This is a genomic window from Microbacterium hominis NBRC 15708 (genome assembly GCF_001592125.1).
Lineage (GTDB): Bacteria > Actinomycetota > Actinomycetes > Actinomycetales > Microbacteriaceae > Microbacterium > Microbacterium hominis.
The window spans coordinates 13364-31369 of sequence record NZ_BCWI01000001.1 but is presented as its reverse complement, the minus strand read 5'-3'; the positions used below and the strand labels follow the sequence as shown (position 1 = coordinate 31369).

Here is an 18006-nt window from a genome sequence, read left to right as displayed (position 1 = left end):
TATTGACAGGTTTCGATACATGTGCTCATACTGGGCATCGACGTTCATCAATATCCTTCGTGGAGGCATCCTCGTGACGCTGCTCGATCTGACCTCCCGCACCGCGACGAGCGACCGGCTGGCGACGCTCCCGGTGCTGATCATCGGCGCCGGCCCGATCGGTCTCGCCGCCGCGGCGAACCTCGCCGAGCGGGGCATCGACTTCACCATCCTCGAGGCCGGGGACCGGGTCGCGTCGTCGATCCGGCTCTGGGGTCAGACCCGGCTGTTCTCGCCGTGGCGTCACCTGATCGACCCCGCCTCCCGTCGCCTCCTCGAGGCAGCCGGGTGGAGCGGCCCGGCGGACGAGGGCCGGGCGCCGACCGGGCACGAGCTCGTCGACGACTACCTCACGCCGCTCGCGGCGCTGCCGGAGATTGGCTCGCGGATCCGATTCGGCGCCCGCGTGGTCGCGGTGACCCGAGAGGGCATGGATCGCACCCGCACCGCCGGACGCGACAAGACGCCGTTCCTGGTGCGCCTGCAGACCGTGAACGGTGACTTTGTGGACCGGACCGGGCGGGCCGTGATCGACGCCTCCGGCACCTACTCGACGCCGAACCCGCTGGGCTCGTCGGGCCTGGACCCGATCGGCGCCGCCGCCGTCGATGATCTGATGCTGCACGCCCTCCCCGACGTCATGGGCATCGACCGGGCACGGTTCGCGGGGAAGCACACCACGGTCGTCGGCGCCGGGCACTCGGCCGCGAACACACTGATCGCCCTCGCCGAGCTCGCGAAGAGCGAACCCGGAACGCGGGTGACCTGGCTGATCCGCAACCCCTCCGCGATCCGCGTCTCTTCCTCCCCAGATGATGAGCTCGCCGACCGCGCCCACCTCGGCTCCCGCGTCGACCAGCTCGTGGCGTCCGGGCGGGTCGATCTCGTGGACTCGTTCGAGATCTCCCGCGTGCAGCCGCACGGCGACGGCGTCCGCCTCATCGGCTCGTGCCGTGGCGAGCCGGCCGCTTTCGACACGGATGTGGTGGTGAACGCGACGGGGTTCCGCTCCGACCTCGGGATGCTGCGCGAGGTCCGCCTCGAGCTAGACGAGATCGTCGAGGCCCCGCGCCGGCTGGCGCCGTTGATCGACCCGAACCTGCACTCCTGCGGCACCGTCTCCCCGCACGGCTTCGCCGAACTGCGCCACCCGGAGCCTGGGTTCTTCCTCGTGGGCATGAAGTCCTACGGCCGCGCGCCGACGTTCCTGCTCGCGACCGGCTACGAGCAGGTCCGCTCCATCACCGCGTGGCTGGACGGCGACATGCCCGCCGCCACCGACGTCCGGCTGACTCTGCCGGCCACCGGCGTCTGCTCCGCCGACCTCAGCAGCGGGAGCTCGTGCTGCTCGTGACGACGGTTCGGTCGATGACCGCGGCGGACTGGCCGCAGGTCGAGGAGATCTTCGCCGCCGGCATCGAAGGCGGCGAAGCCACGTTCGAGACCACGACCCCGTCCTGGGGACAGTTCGATGCTGGCAAGATCGCTGAGCCCCGGCTGGTCGCCGTCGACGACACCGGGGCGGTGGTCGGCTGGGCCGCCGCGTCCCCGGTCTCGGCCCGCGAGGTCTATCGGGGCGTGATCGAGCACTCCGTCTACATCGCCCCCACCCACCACGGCCAAGGCATCGGACGGCTGCTGCTGGATGCATTCATGGCCGCGGCCGAGGACGCCGGCTACTGGATAATCCAGTCCAGCATCTTCCCGGAGAACACCGCCAGCCTGCGCCTGCACGAGCGGGCCGGGTTCCGCGTCGTCGGCCACCGCGAGCGGATCGCCCGCTCCCTGCTCGGCCCGCAAGCCGGCCACTGGCGCGACACCGTGCTGATCGAGTACCGCTCCGCCCGCAACGGCATCTGACCCCGGCTGCGCCAAACAGCTCGCCTCGTCACCAGGGGCGACGCCCGCGTCCGGGGGTTCCTCCTCCTGGTTGCCGCTTCACGTTCACTCAGCGTTCACATAGAGGCGCTTCTATGTAACACAGATAGAAGCCCGTCTATCCGTCTTGCCATGCGGCGAGATCGAACAGGCCGAGAGGCCCTGAACGAAAGTGCACCGTGAAGATCACCACAGCAAAGTTCGCCGCCGCGGCCGCCGTGCTCGCCGCGGCCCTCGCCCTGAGCGCGTGCGGAGGCCAGCAGCCCTCGAGCGGCTCGAGCGGCAATGGGGAGGACGGCTCCGCTCTGAGCGGCACCGTCGCCTCCGATGGCTCGTCGACGGTCGGCCCGCTGACCGAGGCCGCAGCGACGGAGTTCGCCGGCGTGGAGCCTGACGTCCAGGTCACCGTCGCGACCTCCGGCACCGGCGGCGGTTTCAAGACGTTCTGCGCCGGCGAGACCGACCTTTCCAACGCATCCCGCCCGATCAAGGACGAGGAAGCCGCGGCGTGTGAGGAAGCCGGGATCGAGTTCACCGAGATCGTGATCGCCAACGACGGCCTGTCCGTCGTGGTGAACAAGGACAACAACTGGATCGACTGCATCACCGTCGAGCAGCTGCACACGATCTGGGCGCCCGAGTCCGAGGGCAAGATCACCAACTGGAACCAGGTCGACCCGTCCTTCCCCGACGTCGCGCTCACCCTGTACGGCGCGGGCACCGACTCGGGCACGTTCGACTATTTCACCGGCGCGATCAACGGTGAAGAGGGCGCGAGCCGCACCGACTACAGCCCCTCCGAGGACGACAACGTCACCATCCAGGGCGTCTCCGGCGAGAAGGGCGCGATGGGCTACTTCGGCCTCAGCTACCTCGAGGAGAACACCGACGTCCTCAAGGGCCTCGAGGTCGACGGCGGCGACGGCTGCGTCTTCCCGTCGACGGAGACCGTCCAGGACGGCACCTACACCCCGCTGGGCCGGCCGCTGTTCATCTACGTCAACAACGCCTCCTACTCCGACAGCGCCGCGGTGAAGACGTTCGTCGACTACTACGTCGAGAACGCCGTCACCATCGCCCAGTCGGCCCTGTTCGTGCCCCTCACGGACGACCAGATCACGACCGCGCAGGACGAGCTCGCCAGCCTCGGCTGACCAGCGTCCCTGCCCCCAGGCCGGGGGCGACGCCCGTCGTCGCCCCCGGCCCGCCACATGAGGAGTGCCGTGACCGCCCTGTCCACCACGCCGCGCACGAAGCCCGCGCGACGTCCCCCATCGTCTCTGCGAGCCAAGCCGCGCCCTGTCGACGTCACGATCCGGCTCGTGTTTCGCCTCGCGGCGATCGCCACGATCGTCATCACCGCCGGGATCGTGCTCGCCTTGCTGATCCCGTCGCTCGAGTTCTTCGCCGAGGTTCCCGTCTGGGAGTTCCTGTTCGGCACCCGGTGGGCGCCCCGCTTCGCGGATGCCTCCTTCGGCGTCATCCCGCTGGTCACCGCCACCGCCTGGACGACGGCGATCGCGCTGCTTGTTGCGGTCCCGTTCGGGCTCGGCGCCGCGGTGTTCCTCTCCGAGTACGCCCACCACCGGGTGCGGAAGACGCTCAAGCCCATCCTCGAGCTCCTCGCCGGGATTCCCACCGTCGTCTACGGCTACTTCGCCGTCCAGTTCATCCAGGCCACCGTGCTCCGCGAATGGCTCGGCCTCGACACCGGCTCGTTCAGCGTCCTCGCCGCCGGGTTCGTGATGGGCATCATGATCATCCCCACCATCGCGTCCATCAGCGAGGACGCCATGTCGGCCGTGCCCAACGCGCTGCGCCAGGGCTCCGCCGCGCTGGGCGCGAACCGGATGCAGACCACGCTCCGCGTCGTGTTCCCCGCGGCCTTGTCCGGGATCATCGCAGCGGTCGTGCTGGGGATTTCCCGCGCGGTGGGCGAGACGATGATCGTCGCCCTCGCCGCCGGCCAGCAGGCCCGCATCGTCACCGGGCCGCTCGAGGCCGGGCAGACCATGACCGGGTTCATCGCCCAGGCAGCTCTCGGCGACTCCCAGGTCGGCTCCCTCGAATACAACACCCTGTTCGCGGTCGGGCTGCTGCTGTTCTTCATCACCCTGCTGGTGAACTTCATCAGCATCGCGATCGTCCGCCGGTTCCGGGAGGCGTACTGATGACCACCACCACGACATCCAGGGGAATCGGCGGGGTCGTGCAGCGCTCGATCCGCGGCCGCGCCAAGGGCGGCGAGACCAGCCCCCGCGCGATCATCTTCCTCGTCGCGCTGTGGTTCTGCCTGCTGTTCGCACTGCTGTTCCTCACCATCCTGCTCATCACGATCTGGATCGACGGTCAGGGCCGACTCGATTCCCGGCTGTTCACCGAGTACCCCTCCTCCAACCCCGAGGACGCCGGCGCACGCCCCGCGATCCTCGGCTCCCTGTGGGTGATCGGCACGACTGCGGTGATGACTCTCCCGTTCGGGATCGCCGCCGCGATCCACCTGGAAGAGTTCGCCGACAAGCACAACTGGGTCAACCGGGCGGTCGAGCTCAACGTACAGAACCTCGCCGCGATCCCCTCGGTGATCTACGGCATGCTCACCCTCGCCGCCCTGGGCCTGTTCGGGATCGTCAACAAGAACCAGGTGTGGGTCGGGGCGCTGGCGCTGAGCATGCTGATCCTTCCGGTGATCATCATCGCCACCCGCGAGGCGCTCCGGGCCGTCCCGGCCGAGATCCGGCAGGGCTCCCTCGCCCTGGGCGCGACGCCGCTGCAGACCGTGTTCCGCAACACACTCCCGGCCGCGCTTCCGGGCATCGCAACCGGGTCGATCCTCGGGCTGTCGCGTGCGCTCGGGGAAGCCGCGCCGCTTCTGCTGTTGGGCGGGCTGGTGTTCCTCCGGTTCGACCCGAACGGCCTGATGAGCGGTTACACGACCATGCCCATCCAGATCTTCAACTGGACAGGGCGCCCGCAGGACGGGTTCCACGAGCTCGCCGCCGCGACCAGCATCGTGCTCCTGGTCGTGCTGCTGGCGATGAACGCCCTGGCCATCTTCATCCGCAACCGCTATCAGCAGCGCTGGTAATCGAAAGGCCCCGACATGAACGACGACACCACCGCCACGCACCCCAGCATGCACTTCGACACCGGCGCCCTCGGCCGCTCGTATTCGTTGTTCTACGAGCCGCCGACCGTCATCGACTGCCAGGACGTGAACATCTTCTACGGCTCGTTCCGCGCCGTCACTGGGGTCAGCCTGGCCTTCCGCAAACAGGAGATCACCGCGTTGATCGGCCCTTCCGGGTGCGGCAAGTCCACCGTGCTGCGCTCCCTGAACCGGATGAACGACCTGGTCGAGGGTGCCCGCGTGGAGGGCTCGATCACCTTCAACGACGAGGACATTTACGCCAAGGACGTCGATGCGATCGAGGTCCGCCGCCGCATCGGCATGGTGTTCCAGAAGCCCAACCCGTTCCCCAAGTCGATCTACGACAACATCGCCTACGGTCCCCGCGTCACCGGGATGAAGGTCTCCTCGATGGATGATCTCGTCGAGGAGGCGCTCAGTAAGGCGGCGCTGTGGGACGAGGTCAAGGACAAGCTCAAGCAGTCCGCGTTCGGGCTCTCCGGCGGGCAGCAGCAGCGCCTGTGCATAGCCCGCACCATCGCCGTGCAGCCCGAAGTGATCCTCATGGACGAGCCCTGCTCGGCGCTGGACCCGATCGCGACCACCAAGATCGAAGACCTGATGCACGAGCTGCGCGGCGAGTACACGATCGTGATCGTCACCCACAACATGCAGCAGGCCGCGCGGGTGGCCGACCGCACCGCGTTTTTCACCGCCCTGGCCGACGAGACTACGGGTGATCGCACCGGGGTGCTCGTCGAGTACGACTTCACCAGCAAGCTGTTCGAGCAGCCGGCCGACCAGCGCACCGAGGACTACATCAGCGGCAGGTTCGGATGAGCATCGCACCGCTGCACGGCATCACGACCGCCGTGCTGCTCTCGCCCGATTTCGACATCCGAGGCACCGCCGCCGAGTACCGGCACTTCGGGTACTCGGTGGTGACCCACAGAGATCTCCTGGACGCCCTGCTCGAGGTCGCCCACGACCCCGGCGCGGTCCTCATCGTCTCCTCCGACTGTGACACGATGCCGCTGTCCAGCATCCTCGACCTGGCGGTCGGCATGTGCGGCCCTGATGTGATCCTCGGCCTCGGGACCGGCGACGCCGCCGACGCGATGCGAGCCGGGATCGCCGCCGGCATCCGCTCGAGCGTTGATCTCCCGCTCACCCCGGATCGTCTGCGCGCCGCGATGAAGCGGCTTCCGCAGACAGCACAAGAGGACATCGAAGCAGTCTGCGTCGGTGAGCTCACCGTCGACCCCGGCCGGCACAAGGTGTACTGGGGAGACGTGCCGATCGAGGTCACGTTGCGGGAGTTCTCGATCCTGCTCGCCCTGACCCGCGCGCACCCCTACATCGCCACGCTCGAGCAACTCGCCGTGGAGTACGCCGGCACGGCCACTGACCCCATCGCCTCCATCCGTGTCGCGATCAAACGGATCAGGATGCGTCTCTCCGAAGCGGGCGCATCACCGAATCCTCCGATCGAGACCGTCCGAGGCCTCGGTTACCGACTCGCGTCGTGATCGGCGAACCCGAGGTCGACGAGCAGCCCTTCCACCCGTCCCCGGATCTCGTCGCGCACCCGTCGTAGGCCCGGCTCGTCCAGAGTGAGCGGGTCGTCGAGATCCCAATCCAGGTAGCGCCGGCCGGGGTAGACCGGGCAGGCGTCGCCGCAGCCCATCGTGACCACGTAGTCCGCAGCCTGCACGACCTCGTCGGTGAGCGGCTTGGGGTAGTCGTCCGTGGCGGGGACGCCGACCTCGGCCAGCGACTCCGCGATCCGCGGGTGAACCTCCGCCGCCGGCTCCGACCCCGCCGTGCGCACATGCACCGCATCGCCGGCCAGATGCCGCAGATACGCTGCGGCCAGCTGCGACCGGCCCGCGTTCTGCACGCACACGAACAACACTTCCGGTGTGCCACGCAGCACCAGCCCTTTGGCAGAGGCGAGTGCGGATAGCCGCTCCGCCGCATACCGTGCGGTGAGCGCTGCCAAGTGCGTGCGTACCTGTGCACGCTGGCTGAGCAGAAGGTAGCTCTCCGCCATGTAGCGGGAGACCGTCTCCGCGCTGAACGTGGAGCTGAACCGATACGCGAGATCTCGGGCCACGCTCTCCACCGCGACCGGAAGCGCCGTCAGCGACGCCGGCGGCGGGAGCGGGATGCCCTGCGGGGGCGCGGCGGCCAGGAGCCGGCCGAACCGCACCCAGGCTCGAGCGGTCAGTGTCCAGCCGGTGTCGGGCTCGTGATGGATGATGCCGGCGGCGCGCAACGCCTCGATCGCCGTCTCGGCGCGTTCGGCCGCGACGTGCAGGATCTCGGGCAGCTGGGCAGCGGGGGCTCCTGCGGCGATCGCGCTGAGGACGCGGAGATTGAGCGTGTCGCCGAGCACCGCGGCTTGCGCTGCCCGCTCCCCCGCTTCCTCGGCATCCAGCGGCCGGCCGACCCTGTGGATCCCGGTCGGGGTCGTCATCGCAGCAAGTCCTCGATCGCCGTGCGACGCTCTTCTCGCACCGAGAGCCATACGAACTTGCCCTGCTGCTCGCGGACCAAGACGCCGTCCTCGACGAGGATCCGCACATGGTGCGTCACGGTCGGTTGCGTCAAGCCCAGCACGTCCGCCAGCTGCCCGATCGTGGCGCGACGCTGCGTGGAGCCGAGGATCACGCTGAGCAGCTGCAGGCGAGTCGGGTCGGCCACCACTCGCAGCGTCCGTGACAACTGCTCCGCCGCCGACCGCCCCAGCGGGGGGACGTCAGGCTCGGGAAGAGGTCGCGTCGCATGCATCGACCGCATTCTATGTGAGCGGGGTGTCCGGCCGGCGTTGGCGCTATCCCGTGTAGGTTCCCTTTCGGAAATGGCGACACCGCGCGGAAGCGACGAATTCCTACACTCCTTCCTGCGTGGGGCTCGGATGCCCTTGACCTACATCACCCTCCGCGCGGCAGGTGCTCGAGGTGACCGATAGCTTCCTCGAGCAGTTCGGAGACGTGATCGTCGAAGAGCGAGTAATGGATGTGCCGGCCGTCTCGGCTCCCGGTGACGAGGCTGAGGTGCCGCAACAGCCGAAGATGGTTCGACACGGTCGTCTGGCCAAGCTGCAAGTGCTCGCCGAGCTCGGTGACCGTGCTCGGCCGTGCGCGCAGCGTGCTCAGGATGCGCAGCCGCACAGGCGAGGCCAGCGCTTGCATGATCTCGGCGAGCCGCTCGGCATCCGCCACGGATAGGGAACCTGCTTCCCGACGCGTCTCGCTACCGACCATGCTCACCATTGTGCCCTCCGATCACGATAATCATTCACAACTACAACATATCATGATCTTGTGATGTATCCTGGTCGCATGACTGCTTTCTCCCCGACGACTACCGCGCCCGCTGCGGAGACGCACGACCATTCCCACGGTTCGGCCCGGTGGGAGTTGTGGTTCGCGATCGCCGCGGGCGTGACCTACGCCGGCGGGATGATCGCCGAGTTCGCGTTGGGGCTGCCGCTGCTCGGGTGGCCGTTGGTGTTCTTCCTCGCCACCTACTTCTTTGGCGGGTTTTTCACGTTCCGCACCGCGATCGCTTCGACGATGCGAGGGAAGTTCGAGGTCGACTTCCTCATGCTGGTGGCCGCCATCGGCGCCGCCCTCATCGGCCGGTGGGCGGAGGGGGCGGTGCTGCTGTTCCTGTTCAGCCTCGGCCACGCGCTCGAGGAGTACGCCCTCAGCCGTGCCAGCAAGTCCATCGAGTCCCTGGCCGAGCTCGCTCCCCGCAGCGCCCTGGTGCGCCGCGGCGGGGACGAGCCGGTGGAGGTGCCGGTGGAGGAGATCGTCGTCAGCGACATCGTCGTCATCCGCCCGAACTCCCGCATTCCCTCAGACGGGTTCGTGATCTCCGGGGTGTCCGCGGTGGATCAGTCCGCGGTCACCGGGGAGTCGATTCCGGTGGAGAAGGAGCCGGTGGCCGACCCGGAGCGGGCGATGCGCACCGTCGACACCCTGCCCGCCGCGAACCGGGTGTTCGCCGGCACCGTGAACGGGTCCGGCGTGCTCGAGGTCGAGGTCACCGCGACCGCCGCGGACTCGACGCTCAGCAAGGTCGTCGAGCTCGTCCGCTCCGCCGACCAGGCCGCCTCCCCCACACAGCAGTTCATCGACCGGTTCCAGCGTTGGTACGTGCCCGCCGTGATCCTCGGGGTCGCCGGTACGCTCCTGATCTCCTGGCTCGCGTTCGCGCAACCGTTCCCCGACGCGTTCTACCTCGCCATGACGGTGCTCGTCGCCGCCAGCCCCTGCGCTCTCGCGATCGCGACCCCGGCCGCGGTGCTGGCGGGTGTGGCCCGTGCTGCGCGTGCCGGCGTGCTCGTCAAGGGCGGCGCCCCGCTTGAGACGCTCGGACGGGTCAAGGCGATGGCGTTCGACAAGACTGGCACCCTGACCTGGGGTGCCCCCCGGGTGACGTCCGTCACGCCTGCTGCCGATGTCCCCGAGTCCGAGCTGATCCGCACTCTGGTTGCCGTTGAAGCGCTCAGCGATCACCCGCTGGCCGAGGCGATCGTCCGCGACCTCGAACCTCGTGTCCCCCAGACCGAGCGCCTCACCGCGACGGACCTGAACGCGGTCGTCGGGCGTGGCGTCACGGCGACGATCGACGGCGAGCGGGTCGATGTCGGCAACCTGCGCATGTTCGACGAGCAGCAGGTTCCGCTGACCGGCACACTGGCCGACGCGTACACGGAGGCGCGGGACTCCGGGCAGACGCTGATGATCGTGCGCCGTGGCGACCGGTTCCTCGGCATCGTCGGCGTGATGGATGCCTCCCGAGCGGAATCCGCCCAGGTGCTCCGTGCACTCCGGGGCGCGAACGTGGGGCAGCTCGTGATGATCTCCGGCGACAACCAGCGCGTCGCCGACGCGGTCGGCCGGGAGGTCGGCGTCGACACCGCGATCGGCGAGCTGCTCCCCGAGGACAAAGTCGCTCAGATTACCCGCCTCGCCGAAACCCACCGACCGATCGCGATGGTCGGCGACGGCGTCAACGACGCCCCCGCGATGGCGCGCGCCGACGTCGGCATCGCGATGGGCGCCGCCGGCTCCACCGTCGCGTTGGAGACCTGCGACATCGCGCTGATGAGCGACGATCTCGGTCGCGTCCCGTTCGCGGTGCGGCTCAGCCGCGCCACCAGCCGCATCATCCGGCAGAACCTCATCGCCAGCCTCGCGATCGTCGCGTTCCTCATCCTCGCCACCTTCCTCGGCCTGAACATCGGCGCGGTCGTGCTCATCCACGAAGGCTCCACCCTGGTCGTCGTCGGCAACGCACTCCGCCTGCTCAACTTCGAGCGCGGCAAGGAGCATCACGGTATCGACCACGAAGACAGGCCCACTGCTTGAGAGACTCAGCCGGCGCAGGGGACGGCCTCCCTTGGGTGGCTATGTGGCCCAGCAGGATTGCACGGTACCGGTCGTTGCCTGCGCGACGGTCGGGATGGTCTCCACGAGTGCTCGTGTGATCTCCTCGGACGCGGGGTACTCGATGACACGCCAACCGACGATGCCGAAGTCCTCATCCAATGCCTGCACAGCACACGCGAACGACGTACCAGCGGGAGGGGTGGCTTGGAAGGACACGGTCACGGTGCGCGCATCGACCAACTCGTATCCGGTCTCGTCGAATCCGACGTCGTCGAGCGAGTTCGAGACAGTCAGCCACGAAAGCCCGGCGACAGACAGGATTGCCACCGTCGCGACGGTGACCCTGAACACGTGGCGGCGGATGGGCCGCGGTCCCCGGCCGTAGCGGTCGGCGAGCTCTTCCTTCGTCGTCACGTAGTGCGCCCTATCTGCGGCTGCGAGCATCGCGGTCGGCGAGCTCGGTGAGGCGTGCGTTGTAGGCCTCGAGTTCGGCTTCGCCGGTGCGGTCGGCGTGCCGGTCGCGGCGCTTGGCCTCGCGCACGTCACTGCGGCTCCACTGGATCGCGACCGTGATCGCGAGAATCAGGGTGGGGATCTCGCCGATCGACCACGCGATGCCGCCGCCGGTGTACTGATCCTCGAGCGGTGTGGCACCCCAGGTGCGACCCATCGACCCGAACCAGTCGGCGACCATGAGCCCCGACTGCATCATGATGGCGATGCCGAAGAACGCGTGCATCGCCATCACGCCGATGAGCAGCAGCAGCCTGCCGGCGTAGGGAAGCCGCCACGGCACCGGGTCGACACCGATCAGGGAGAGCGCGAACAGGTAGCCGGTGATGAGGAAGTGCGCGATCATCCACTGATGGCCGAGGTGGTCGTACAGCGACCAGCGGAACAGGTCGGTGTAATAGAACACCCACAGTGAGCTGATGAACAGGGCGGCCGCGACGAACGGGTTCGTCAGGATGCGGGCGACGGGCGAATGCACCGCCCACAGGATCCACTCGCGCCCGCCGCGGGTGCCGTCATCGCGTTTGCGGATCGCCCGGGCGGCGAGCGTCACCGGGGCGCCGGCGACCAGCAGCACCGGGATCGCCATCGTGAGCAGCATGTGGCCCACCATGTGCATGCTGAACAGGTAGTCCTGGTAGACGTTGACGACTCCGCCGGTGACCCAGACCAGCAGCACCATGCCAGCGACCCACATGATCGTGCGATACACCGGCCACGCGTCGCCCCGGCGGCGCAGCCGCCACACCCCGGCGAGGTAGAAGAAGATCGCGAACCCGGCGAGCACCGCCCACAACATGTCCACGTTCCACGCGGTGACCCACCGTTCGATCGTGAGCTCCGGGGGCAGCGGCGCACCGGTGAGGCGTTCTGCCGGCGAGGGGATCTCGGGAAGCGGGGCCGGGTTCGGTGGCGGGGTGCGGGCCAGCGCTGCGGCGGCGCCGCTGGCCACACCCATCAGTGCCAGCTCGAACGCGATGAGCATCCAGAAAGGGCGGGATGCCGCGTCGGAGCTGCGCATCCTGCCGATCAGGCGGGTGCGGTACCACGCCCCGAAGAGGCCGAGGCCGACGAGCGCGACGACCTTGACGCCCAGGATCGCGCCATAGGGCGAGAGCAGATCGGACCACTCCTGCAAGCCGATGGCGGCGCGCACCGTGCCGGACATGGCGACGAGCACGAACGCGGCTAGAGCGATGCTCGAGTAGCGGGCGACGACATCGGGGATGCGACCGCGGTCGAGGACTGGACGGACGGCGATGAGCAGCAGGAGCCCGCCGAGCCACACCGCGGCGCCGATGATGTGCAGGATGAGCGCCATCATCGCCTCGTGGTGGAAGGCGTCGTCGCCGGAGTGCCCCTGCGTGCCCATCGGCACGAGCGATGCCACCGCCACCAGGGCGACCAGAAGCGTCCCGACCCAGGACCGCACGGCGAAGGTCAGGACGGTGAGGGCGGCGCCGGCGACCATCGTGATCAGCCATGTCCTGCCGACCTCGAGCTCGACGAGGAACCGGCCGAGCTGGGCACCGAACTGGGGGCCTGCGTCGATGGCCGGGTTGAACACGCTGAGAAACGTGAGGAACCCGGTCGCGCCCGCGGCCACGGTGAACAGGGCAGCAGAGATCGACGCGGTATCGAGGGCGACGTCGAACTCGCGCTCACCGGACCGCAGCGTGAACAACGCGGTCACGAGCACACCGACCATGCCCGCGGCGGCGAGATTCACGACCAGTTTCGCGACCGGAAGCCCCCAGCGCACAACAGGGCCGGCGTCGCCGAGCGGGAGCTGCGCAGCACCCCCACCGGACCACAACGCGCCGACCAAGGCGATGAGTGCGACCCCGCCGAGGATCGCAGGCCCTGCGACCCGCAAGACGCGAGGAGTCATTCCTGTCGCGGTCGGAGTGACCGCTGTCCGCGTTCAGTGGTATCCGCACGCGTGGTGGCGGGAATCGAGGGTATCGGGGTCATGTGCGTGCTTTCGGCTCGGGCAAGCGGTCGGAGCAGGGGTGCGGGGTCAGGTGAGCCCGGAGTAGGAGTGCAGGCCCTGGAAGAACATGTTCACGATCGTGAAGTTGAACAGCACCGCGACGAACCCGATGATGGACAGCCAGGCGGAGCGGGTACCGCGCCAGCCGCGGGTCGCGCGGGCGTGGATGTAGCCGGCGTAGAGCACCCAGATCACGAACGTCCACACCTCCTTGACATCGAAGCCCCAGTAGCGACCCCAGGAGTCGTTGGCCCAGATCGCGCCGGCGATCAGGGTGAACGTCCAGAACACGAACCCCACGATCGCGAACCGGTACGCGAGGGACTCGAGCACGTCGGCGGTGGGCAGAGTGCGCAGGAACCCGGGACCGGCTGCGCGGGCAGTGTCCGAAGATGCTCGGGCGCGGCGCTCCCGGCGGGCCTGCAGGAGCTGGGTGATGGAGATGCCGCAGGCGATCGCGAACAGGGCGGTGGCCAGGGAGGCGACGAAGACGTGGATGACCAGCCACACGCTCTTGAGCGGATCCATCAGCGGAACGACCTCGACGTAGAACGAGATCGTCGCGCCACCCAGCAGCAGCACCACCATGCCGATCAGGAACGCACCGAGGAAGCGGAGGTCGTAGCGGCGCAGCACCAGCAGGTAGACGGCGACGATCAGGACCGTGCCGGTCAACGCGAACTCGTACATGTTCGCCCACGGCACCCGCTCCGCGGCGATGCCGCGCAGGATGGTGCCGGCCAGGTGGAACAGGAACGCGAGGACCGTCAGCGACGTCCCGATCCGCGCCCACAGCAGCCGTTGCCGCTGCGCGGGCGGCGTGCGAACACTGTCCACCGACCGACTCTGGGCGTTCTCCGTGTGCTGGCCAGCCCGTGCGGCAGCGCCGGCCAGGGCCGGCTCCCGCTGCGGGACGCTGGCGGGGACGGAGCGCCCGGCCAGGTCGATGGTGTACGCGATGAACGCGAGCAGGTAGGTGGCGATCGCCGTCCATACCAGCAGCAGTGAGATGCCGTCGAGGGAGAGCGCGTCGGTTCCGGTCATGGCAGGGTCGTCCTCTTCGTCGTTTCGGTCAGGGGGTGCCCGCGAGCGGGGTGGTGCGGTATATCCGTGCACATGGGCCAGCCCGCGTTCGCTTCCAGCCAGGCCAGCGAGTCCACGGCGGTTCCGTCGAGGTAGACCTCGAAGTGCAGATGGTTCGCGGTGGAGCGTCCCGTGCTGCCGACGAGTCCGACCAGCTGCCCGGCCGTGACGCTCTGCCCGGCTGCGACCTGCCGGCTTCCGGTCTGCATGTGCGGGTACACCGTGCTCACCTGTTGCCCGTTCAGCACGGACTCCACCACGACGGTCACCCCGTAGCCGCCGTAGCTGTCCTGCGAGATCCGCACGACGCCGTCGACGGACGCGTAGACGGGGGTTCCGCCGGCAGCGACCATGTCGGTGCCCATATGCGCGCCGCCTCGAGCACCGAAGCGGTCGGTCACGGTGAATGGGCCGCCCACCGGCCACCGCACGGCTCCGCTGCTTTGGGGCACGACGCTGTAGTCGAAGGGCACCGAGGCGACTTGTGCGGAGGCGCGGGCACGTTCTGCGGCTGCTTCTGCCGCCTTCTTCTGGTCGATCTCGGCCTGGGTGGTGGCCGAGTAGCTCTCCCGTGTGAGCTGCGTCCCGGTCGCGTCGGAGGCGACGATCAAGGATTGCGCGTCCTCGGACGCGACTTGCTGCAGTGTCGGGATCTCGAGGTCCGCCGGCTGCCAGGCGGCATACGCGGGGAGGGCGAAGGTGGCGATCAGGCCGGTGACGACCGTGAGGACCGCCAGGGACCGCACTGGGCGCAGCGCGATTACCCGACCACGGGCGGACGTTTCTGCGGGCGGGCGCCGTGGGAGGCGGGTGGTGATGCTGGTGGCTGGCGGGGTTGCGGAGCGGCGGAGGCTGCGGCGCGGGGGGGGCGTCTGGGGCTGGTCGCCGCCGCCTGGTGGGGTGGTCTGGTCAGTCATGATGTCCTGGTTCGTTTCGGGTCAGATGGACACGCCGCGGGCGGCGAGGAAGGTGATGGGGTTGACCGGGGAGCCGTTCACGTAGGCCTCGAAGTGCAGGTTGCAACCGAACGCGTTGCCGGTGTTGCCTTCGCTGCCGATCAGGTCGCCGGCGTTCACGCGTTGGCCGTATCCGACGTAGAAGCCGCCGGGGCGGATGTGGGCGTATCCGGTGCCGATCCCGCCGCCGTGGTCGATCTTGATGTAGTTGCCGTAGCCGCCGTTGTACCCGGCGTAGACGACGGTGCCGGTCGCGGCGGCGTAGATCCCCGCGCCGCATCCGCCGCTGAGGTCGACGCCGTAGTGGTAGCTGGTCGAGCAGTACCCGTTGCCGCACTGGGAGCTGCGCGGCCCGAACCCCGAGGTGCGGTGCCCGGAGGTCGGCCGTGCCCACCCGGAGCTGACCACACCCCCACCGCCACCTCCCGAGGCGGCGAGCCGTTCCGCTTCGGCGCGCTCCGCCGCTCGCCGCTGCTCCTCGGCGAGGCGGGCAGCCTCCACCCCGGCCTGATAGTCGGCGATGGTCTTCGCGGTGGTGTCCTCGAGGGCGGCGAGCTGGGCCTGCAGCTCGCCGAGGTGGAGGGTCTGCGCGTCCAGCGCGGCCTGCGCGGCATCGGCGGCCTGCTGCGACTCGAGCATCTTCTGCTCGGCGACCTGCTGCAGCCGGTCGCGCTCATCCCGGGCCACCACCGCCTGATCGGTCAGGCTCTGCGCGGCATCGCGGGCGGTGAGCGCCGCAGCGTAGACGGCCTGGTTGCGTTCCAGCAGCTTGTCCATCACGCCCAGCCGGGACAGGAGATCGTCCGCGGTCGCGGCCGAGCCGGAGAGGAACAGCTCGAGGGAGGTGGTGTCGCCCCCGTCGCGGTACAGCTGCGCGGCGATGCGGCCGGCCTTGTTCGCCGCGTCGGTCGCGTTCTGCGCTTCCAGGTCGGCTTGGGACTGCAACGTGTCGGCGCGGATGGATGCGTCGAAGTACTCCTGCTGGGCGGTGTAGAACGCACCGGCGGCCTGCTCGGCGGCGGTGCGGGTGCGCGCCACCTTGCCGGTCAGACTTTGGATGAGGCCCTGGATCCGCTGCACCTCGGCAGCTTTGGTGGCCTCGTTCGCTTTCGCGGCCTGCACGTCCTCCCAGGACGGATAGGTCGCCGCGAACGCTGCTGGCAGCAGCGGGCCGGCGGCCAGGATGGCGGCCGCGCTCAATGCTCCCGCGGTCAGCAGAGTGCGTCGGCTCACCCCGGCCCGGAATGCGCGGCTCTCCGCGGGCGTGGGCGCGCACCCGCACTCCTCCGCCGTCAGGTCGCTGAGAAGGGTGAGATCCGTGCCCGTCGCCAGCGTTCGCAGCGACCAGGCCAGTCGACCTCCGGCAGGCCTGACCCGTGGCGTGTTCATGACTGCCTCCCCGGATCAGTCGAACGATCTGCGCCGGCCGCACGCGTGCGGGCACGGTGGAAGAACCCCGCCGCGGTGAGAGCGCCGGCGGCAGCGAGGACGATGAGAGCGGTGAGCCAGGGACCGAGGATCACCGCCGGGGTGAGTCCGGTGCGCAGCGGGACAGTGGTGATCGACGCGTCAGCGGTGTCGACACCGATGCTGTCGACGGTGGTGCCGTCCGGGGTGATGACCTGGCTGGTGCCCACCGTGGAGACGTTGACCACCGCGCGGCCGGTTTCGATGGCGCGCATCCGGGCGAACGCGAGCTGCTGCAGGTTCTCGTCGGTGCCACGGAAGTCGGCGTTGTTGGTCTGGAACACGAACACCTCTGCGCCGGCGCGGGCGCCGTCCCAGATCACGGCGTCGTAGATCACGTCGAAGCAGATCGCCAACCCCACCCCGACGTCCCCGACCTGCACGATGGGCGGGTTGGTGCCCGGGGTGTACTCGCGTTGGATCAGTCCGACCAGGTCGGGGACGATCAGCTCGTAGAACCACCGGTCCGGCACGTACTCCCCGAACGGGACCGGGTTGACCTTGTCGTGCCACTGCCGGCCCGTGGGGTCCGCGGTCCACAGCAGGGACGTGTTGAACACCTCGGCGCCGCGGGTGGTGGCGGCGTTCATCAGCAACGGCGCCCCGGCCGAGCGCACGACCCGGTCCAACGCCTCGGCGGCGGCGGGATCACTGAGCGGGTCGGCGTCGACGCCGCCCTCCGGCCAGGCCAGCAGATCCATCGGCTGCCCGTACAGCGGCACAGTGGCGGCGGTCTGCGCGGCAAGGACATCGCCGGGCGCCTTGTCGTCGAAGTACCCGGTGGGGCCGTTGCCCTGCACCCATCCCACCCGGAACTCCCCGGTCGGCGCGGTGGGGAACTGCGGTGCCACGACCAGGAGAACAGCGACGCTCACGGCAGGATGCAGCCCGAGCATGAACCGGATGCCGCCGGCGCGGATCCACTGCACCACCGAGGCGCACAGAATGACGATCAGCAGCGACAGGCCGGTCACGCTCGTCCACGACGCGACCTCCGCGAGCGGCCCGCCCACCTGGGTCATCCCGAGGCGCGCCCACGGGAACCCGGAGTACGGCCACGCACCCATCACCACCTCACGGGCCGTCCACAGAACCGCGATCAGCGGCGGTACCGCGAGCAGCTGCACGAGGCCGCGAGCCGGATAGCGGGCGGTCCACCGGTAGGCGAGCGCGATCGGCACCGCGCCCGCGCCGAACAGGACCGCTTCCAGCCCGGCGAGGGCAAGCCACGGCACCGGGCCGAGGAACTCCCCCACCCACACCAGATGGGTCGTGTAGAACACGGCGCCGAAGACCGTACCGACCAGCAGCGCCCCGCCGATGCTGCGGCCGATCAGGGCCACCAGGGCGACCGTGACACTCACGAACGTCAACGGCCACCACCCCACCGGTGCGGAGGCGAGATCCAGCAGCAGGCCGCCGGCCGCGGATGCCAGCACCGCCGCCCACACCGGCAGCGACCATGCCGCAACGGTGCGGCGCGGCGGCGTCTCCTGCTCCGGCGCGGCGGCCGGGGCGGGTGTCGGCAGGGGCGTGCGCATC

Annotated in this window: 17 protein-coding genes; 8 read left to right on the top strand and 9 right to left on the bottom strand. The window is 69.2% G+C overall.

Annotated features, from left to right (window positions below; all coding sequences use genetic code 11):
- Positions 1-73: 73 nt before the first annotated feature.
- The 7 genes from MHO01S_RS00170 (at position 74) to MHO01S_RS00140 (ending at position 6576) form a co-directional block, all read left to right on the top strand.
- Positions 74-1393, top strand: a complete 1320-nt coding sequence (locus tag MHO01S_RS00170) for an FAD-dependent oxidoreductase (RefSeq protein ID WP_060958826.1) — start codon at positions 74-76, stop codon at positions 1391-1393.
- Positions 1394-1407: 14 nt separating this feature from the next.
- Positions 1408-1899: a GNAT family N-acetyltransferase gene (locus MHO01S_RS00165; RefSeq protein ID WP_060958868.1), complete on the top strand. Its 492-nt coding sequence runs from the start codon at positions 1408-1410 to the stop codon at positions 1897-1899.
- A 197-nt stretch (positions 1900-2096) separates the two neighbouring features.
- Positions 2097-3071, top strand: coding sequence for a PstS family phosphate ABC transporter substrate-binding protein (locus MHO01S_RS00160; protein WP_060958827.1), 975 nt, complete (start codon positions 2097-2099; stop codon positions 3069-3071).
- Between the two features lie 168 nt (positions 3072-3239).
- Positions 3240-4088, top strand: a complete 849-nt coding sequence (gene pstC, locus MHO01S_RS00155; protein ID WP_231734907.1) for a phosphate ABC transporter permease subunit PstC — start codon at positions 3240-3242, stop codon at positions 4086-4088.
- Positions 4088-5005 (top strand): phosphate ABC transporter permease PstA, encoded by a 918-nt coding sequence (gene pstA, locus MHO01S_RS00150; RefSeq protein WP_060958829.1) that lies wholly within the window; start codon positions 4088-4090, stop codon positions 5003-5005. Before pstC ends, pstA begins: the two co-directional genes overlap by 1 nt.
- 111 nt (positions 5006-5116) lie before the next feature.
- Positions 5117-5887 (top strand): phosphate ABC transporter ATP-binding protein PstB, encoded by a 771-nt coding sequence (gene pstB / locus MHO01S_RS00145; protein WP_231734935.1) that lies wholly within the window; start codon positions 5117-5119, stop codon positions 5885-5887.
- Entirely contained in the window at positions 5884-6576 is a 693-nt protein-coding gene (locus MHO01S_RS00140) for a response regulator transcription factor (RefSeq protein ID WP_060958830.1), read from the top strand. Before pstB ends, MHO01S_RS00140 begins: the two co-directional genes overlap by 4 nt.
- Here the strand turns inward: MHO01S_RS00140 and MHO01S_RS16835 are convergent.
- The 3 genes from MHO01S_RS16835 to MHO01S_RS00125 all read right to left on the bottom strand — a co-directional run bounded on the left by MHO01S_RS16835 (position 6558) and on the right by MHO01S_RS00125 (position 8274).
- Complete coding sequence (locus tag MHO01S_RS16835) at positions 6558-7526, bottom strand: arsenate reductase ArsC (RefSeq protein ID WP_082734080.1); 969 nt, start codon at positions 7524-7526, stop codon at positions 6558-6560. The two genes, MHO01S_RS00140 and MHO01S_RS16835, sit on opposite strands and share 19 nt — an antisense overlap.
- The gene (locus MHO01S_RS00130) at positions 7523-7840 is read right to left on the bottom strand and encodes an ArsR/SmtB family transcription factor (RefSeq protein ID WP_060958871.1); all 318 of its coding nucleotides are present in this window, start codon (positions 7838-7840) and stop codon (positions 7523-7525) included. Before MHO01S_RS00130 ends, MHO01S_RS16835 begins: the two co-directional genes overlap by 4 nt.
- Before the next feature lie 143 nt (positions 7841-7983).
- Complete coding sequence (locus tag MHO01S_RS00125) at positions 7984-8274, bottom strand: ArsR/SmtB family transcription factor (RefSeq protein WP_231734909.1); 291 nt, start codon at positions 8272-8274, stop codon at positions 7984-7986.
- A gap of 120 nt (positions 8275-8394) precedes the next feature.
- Between MHO01S_RS00125 and MHO01S_RS00120 the strand changes: the two genes are divergently transcribed.
- Complete coding sequence (locus MHO01S_RS00120) at positions 8395-10431, top strand: heavy metal translocating P-type ATPase (RefSeq protein ID WP_174524642.1); 2037 nt, start codon at positions 8395-8397, stop codon at positions 10429-10431.
- Positions 10432-10470: 39 nt separating this feature from the next.
- Here the strand turns inward: MHO01S_RS00120 and MHO01S_RS00115 are convergent, their stop codons facing one another.
- The 6 genes from MHO01S_RS00115 to lnt all read right to left on the bottom strand — a co-directional run bounded on the left by MHO01S_RS00115 (position 10471) and on the right by lnt (position 18005).
- Positions 10471-10866, bottom strand: coding sequence for a DUF4307 domain-containing protein (locus MHO01S_RS00115; protein ID WP_060958873.1), 396 nt, complete (start codon positions 10864-10866; stop codon positions 10471-10473).
- Between the two features lie 10 nt (positions 10867-10876).
- Positions 10877-12856, bottom strand: coding sequence for a bifunctional copper resistance protein CopD/cytochrome c oxidase assembly protein (locus MHO01S_RS00110; RefSeq protein WP_060958832.1), 1980 nt, complete (start codon positions 12854-12856; stop codon positions 10877-10879).
- Positions 12857-12985: 129 nt separating this feature from the next.
- The gene (gene ccsB / locus MHO01S_RS00105) at positions 12986-14002 is read right to left on the bottom strand and encodes a c-type cytochrome biogenesis protein CcsB (RefSeq protein WP_060958833.1); all 1017 of its coding nucleotides are present in this window, start codon (positions 14000-14002) and stop codon (positions 12986-12988) included.
- Entirely contained in the window at positions 13999-14787 is a 789-nt protein-coding gene (locus MHO01S_RS00100; protein ID WP_231734912.1) for a M23 family metallopeptidase, read from the bottom strand. The genes ccsB and MHO01S_RS00100 overlap by 4 nt, the downstream gene beginning before the upstream one ends.
- Positions 14788-14979: 192 nt before the next feature.
- Positions 14980-16386 (bottom strand): M23 family metallopeptidase, encoded by a 1407-nt coding sequence (locus MHO01S_RS00095; protein WP_082734083.1) that lies wholly within the window; start codon positions 16384-16386, stop codon positions 14980-14982.
- Entirely contained in the window at positions 16383-18005 is a 1623-nt protein-coding gene (gene lnt / locus MHO01S_RS00090) for an apolipoprotein N-acyltransferase (protein ID WP_157553711.1), read from the bottom strand. Before lnt ends, MHO01S_RS00095 begins: the two co-directional genes overlap by 4 nt.
- Position 18006 lies beyond the last annotated feature (1 nt).

Excerpts from the sequence above, each read along its gene's own strand:
- MHO01S_RS00165 (WP_060958868.1), top strand. The coding sequence starts at position 1,408 with ATGACCGCGGCGGACTGGCCGCAGGTCGAGGAGATCTTCGCCGCCGGC.
- pstA (WP_060958829.1), top strand. The coding sequence starts at position 4,088 with ATGACCACCACCACGACATCCAGGGGAATCGGCGGGGTCGTGCAGCGC.
- MHO01S_RS00140 (WP_060958830.1), top strand. The coding sequence starts at position 5,884 with ATGAGCATCGCACCGCTGCACGGCATCACGACCGCCGTGCTGCTCTCG.
- MHO01S_RS16835 (WP_082734080.1), bottom strand. The coding sequence starts at position 7,526 with ATGACGACCCCGACCGGGATCCACAGGGTCGGCCGGCCGCTGGATGCC.
- MHO01S_RS00130 (WP_060958871.1), bottom strand. The coding sequence starts at position 7,840 with ATGCATGCGACGCGACCTCTTCCCGAGCCTGACGTCCCCCCGCTGGGG.
- MHO01S_RS00120 (WP_174524642.1), top strand. The coding sequence starts at position 8,395 with ATGACTGCTTTCTCCCCGACGACTACCGCGCCCGCTGCGGAGACGCAC.
- MHO01S_RS00110 (WP_060958832.1), bottom strand. The coding sequence starts at position 12,856 with ATGACTCCTCGCGTCTTGCGGGTCGCAGGGCCTGCGATCCTCGGCGGG.
- ccsB (WP_060958833.1), bottom strand. The coding sequence starts at position 14,002 with ATGACCGGAACCGACGCGCTCTCCCTCGACGGCATCTCACTGCTGCTG.
- MHO01S_RS00095 (WP_082734083.1), bottom strand. The coding sequence starts at position 16,386 with ATGAACACGCCACGGGTCAGGCCTGCCGGAGGTCGACTGGCCTGGTCG.
- lnt (WP_157553711.1), bottom strand. The coding sequence starts at position 18,005 with ATGCGCACGCCCCTGCCGACACCCGCCCCGGCCGCCGCGCCGGAGCAG.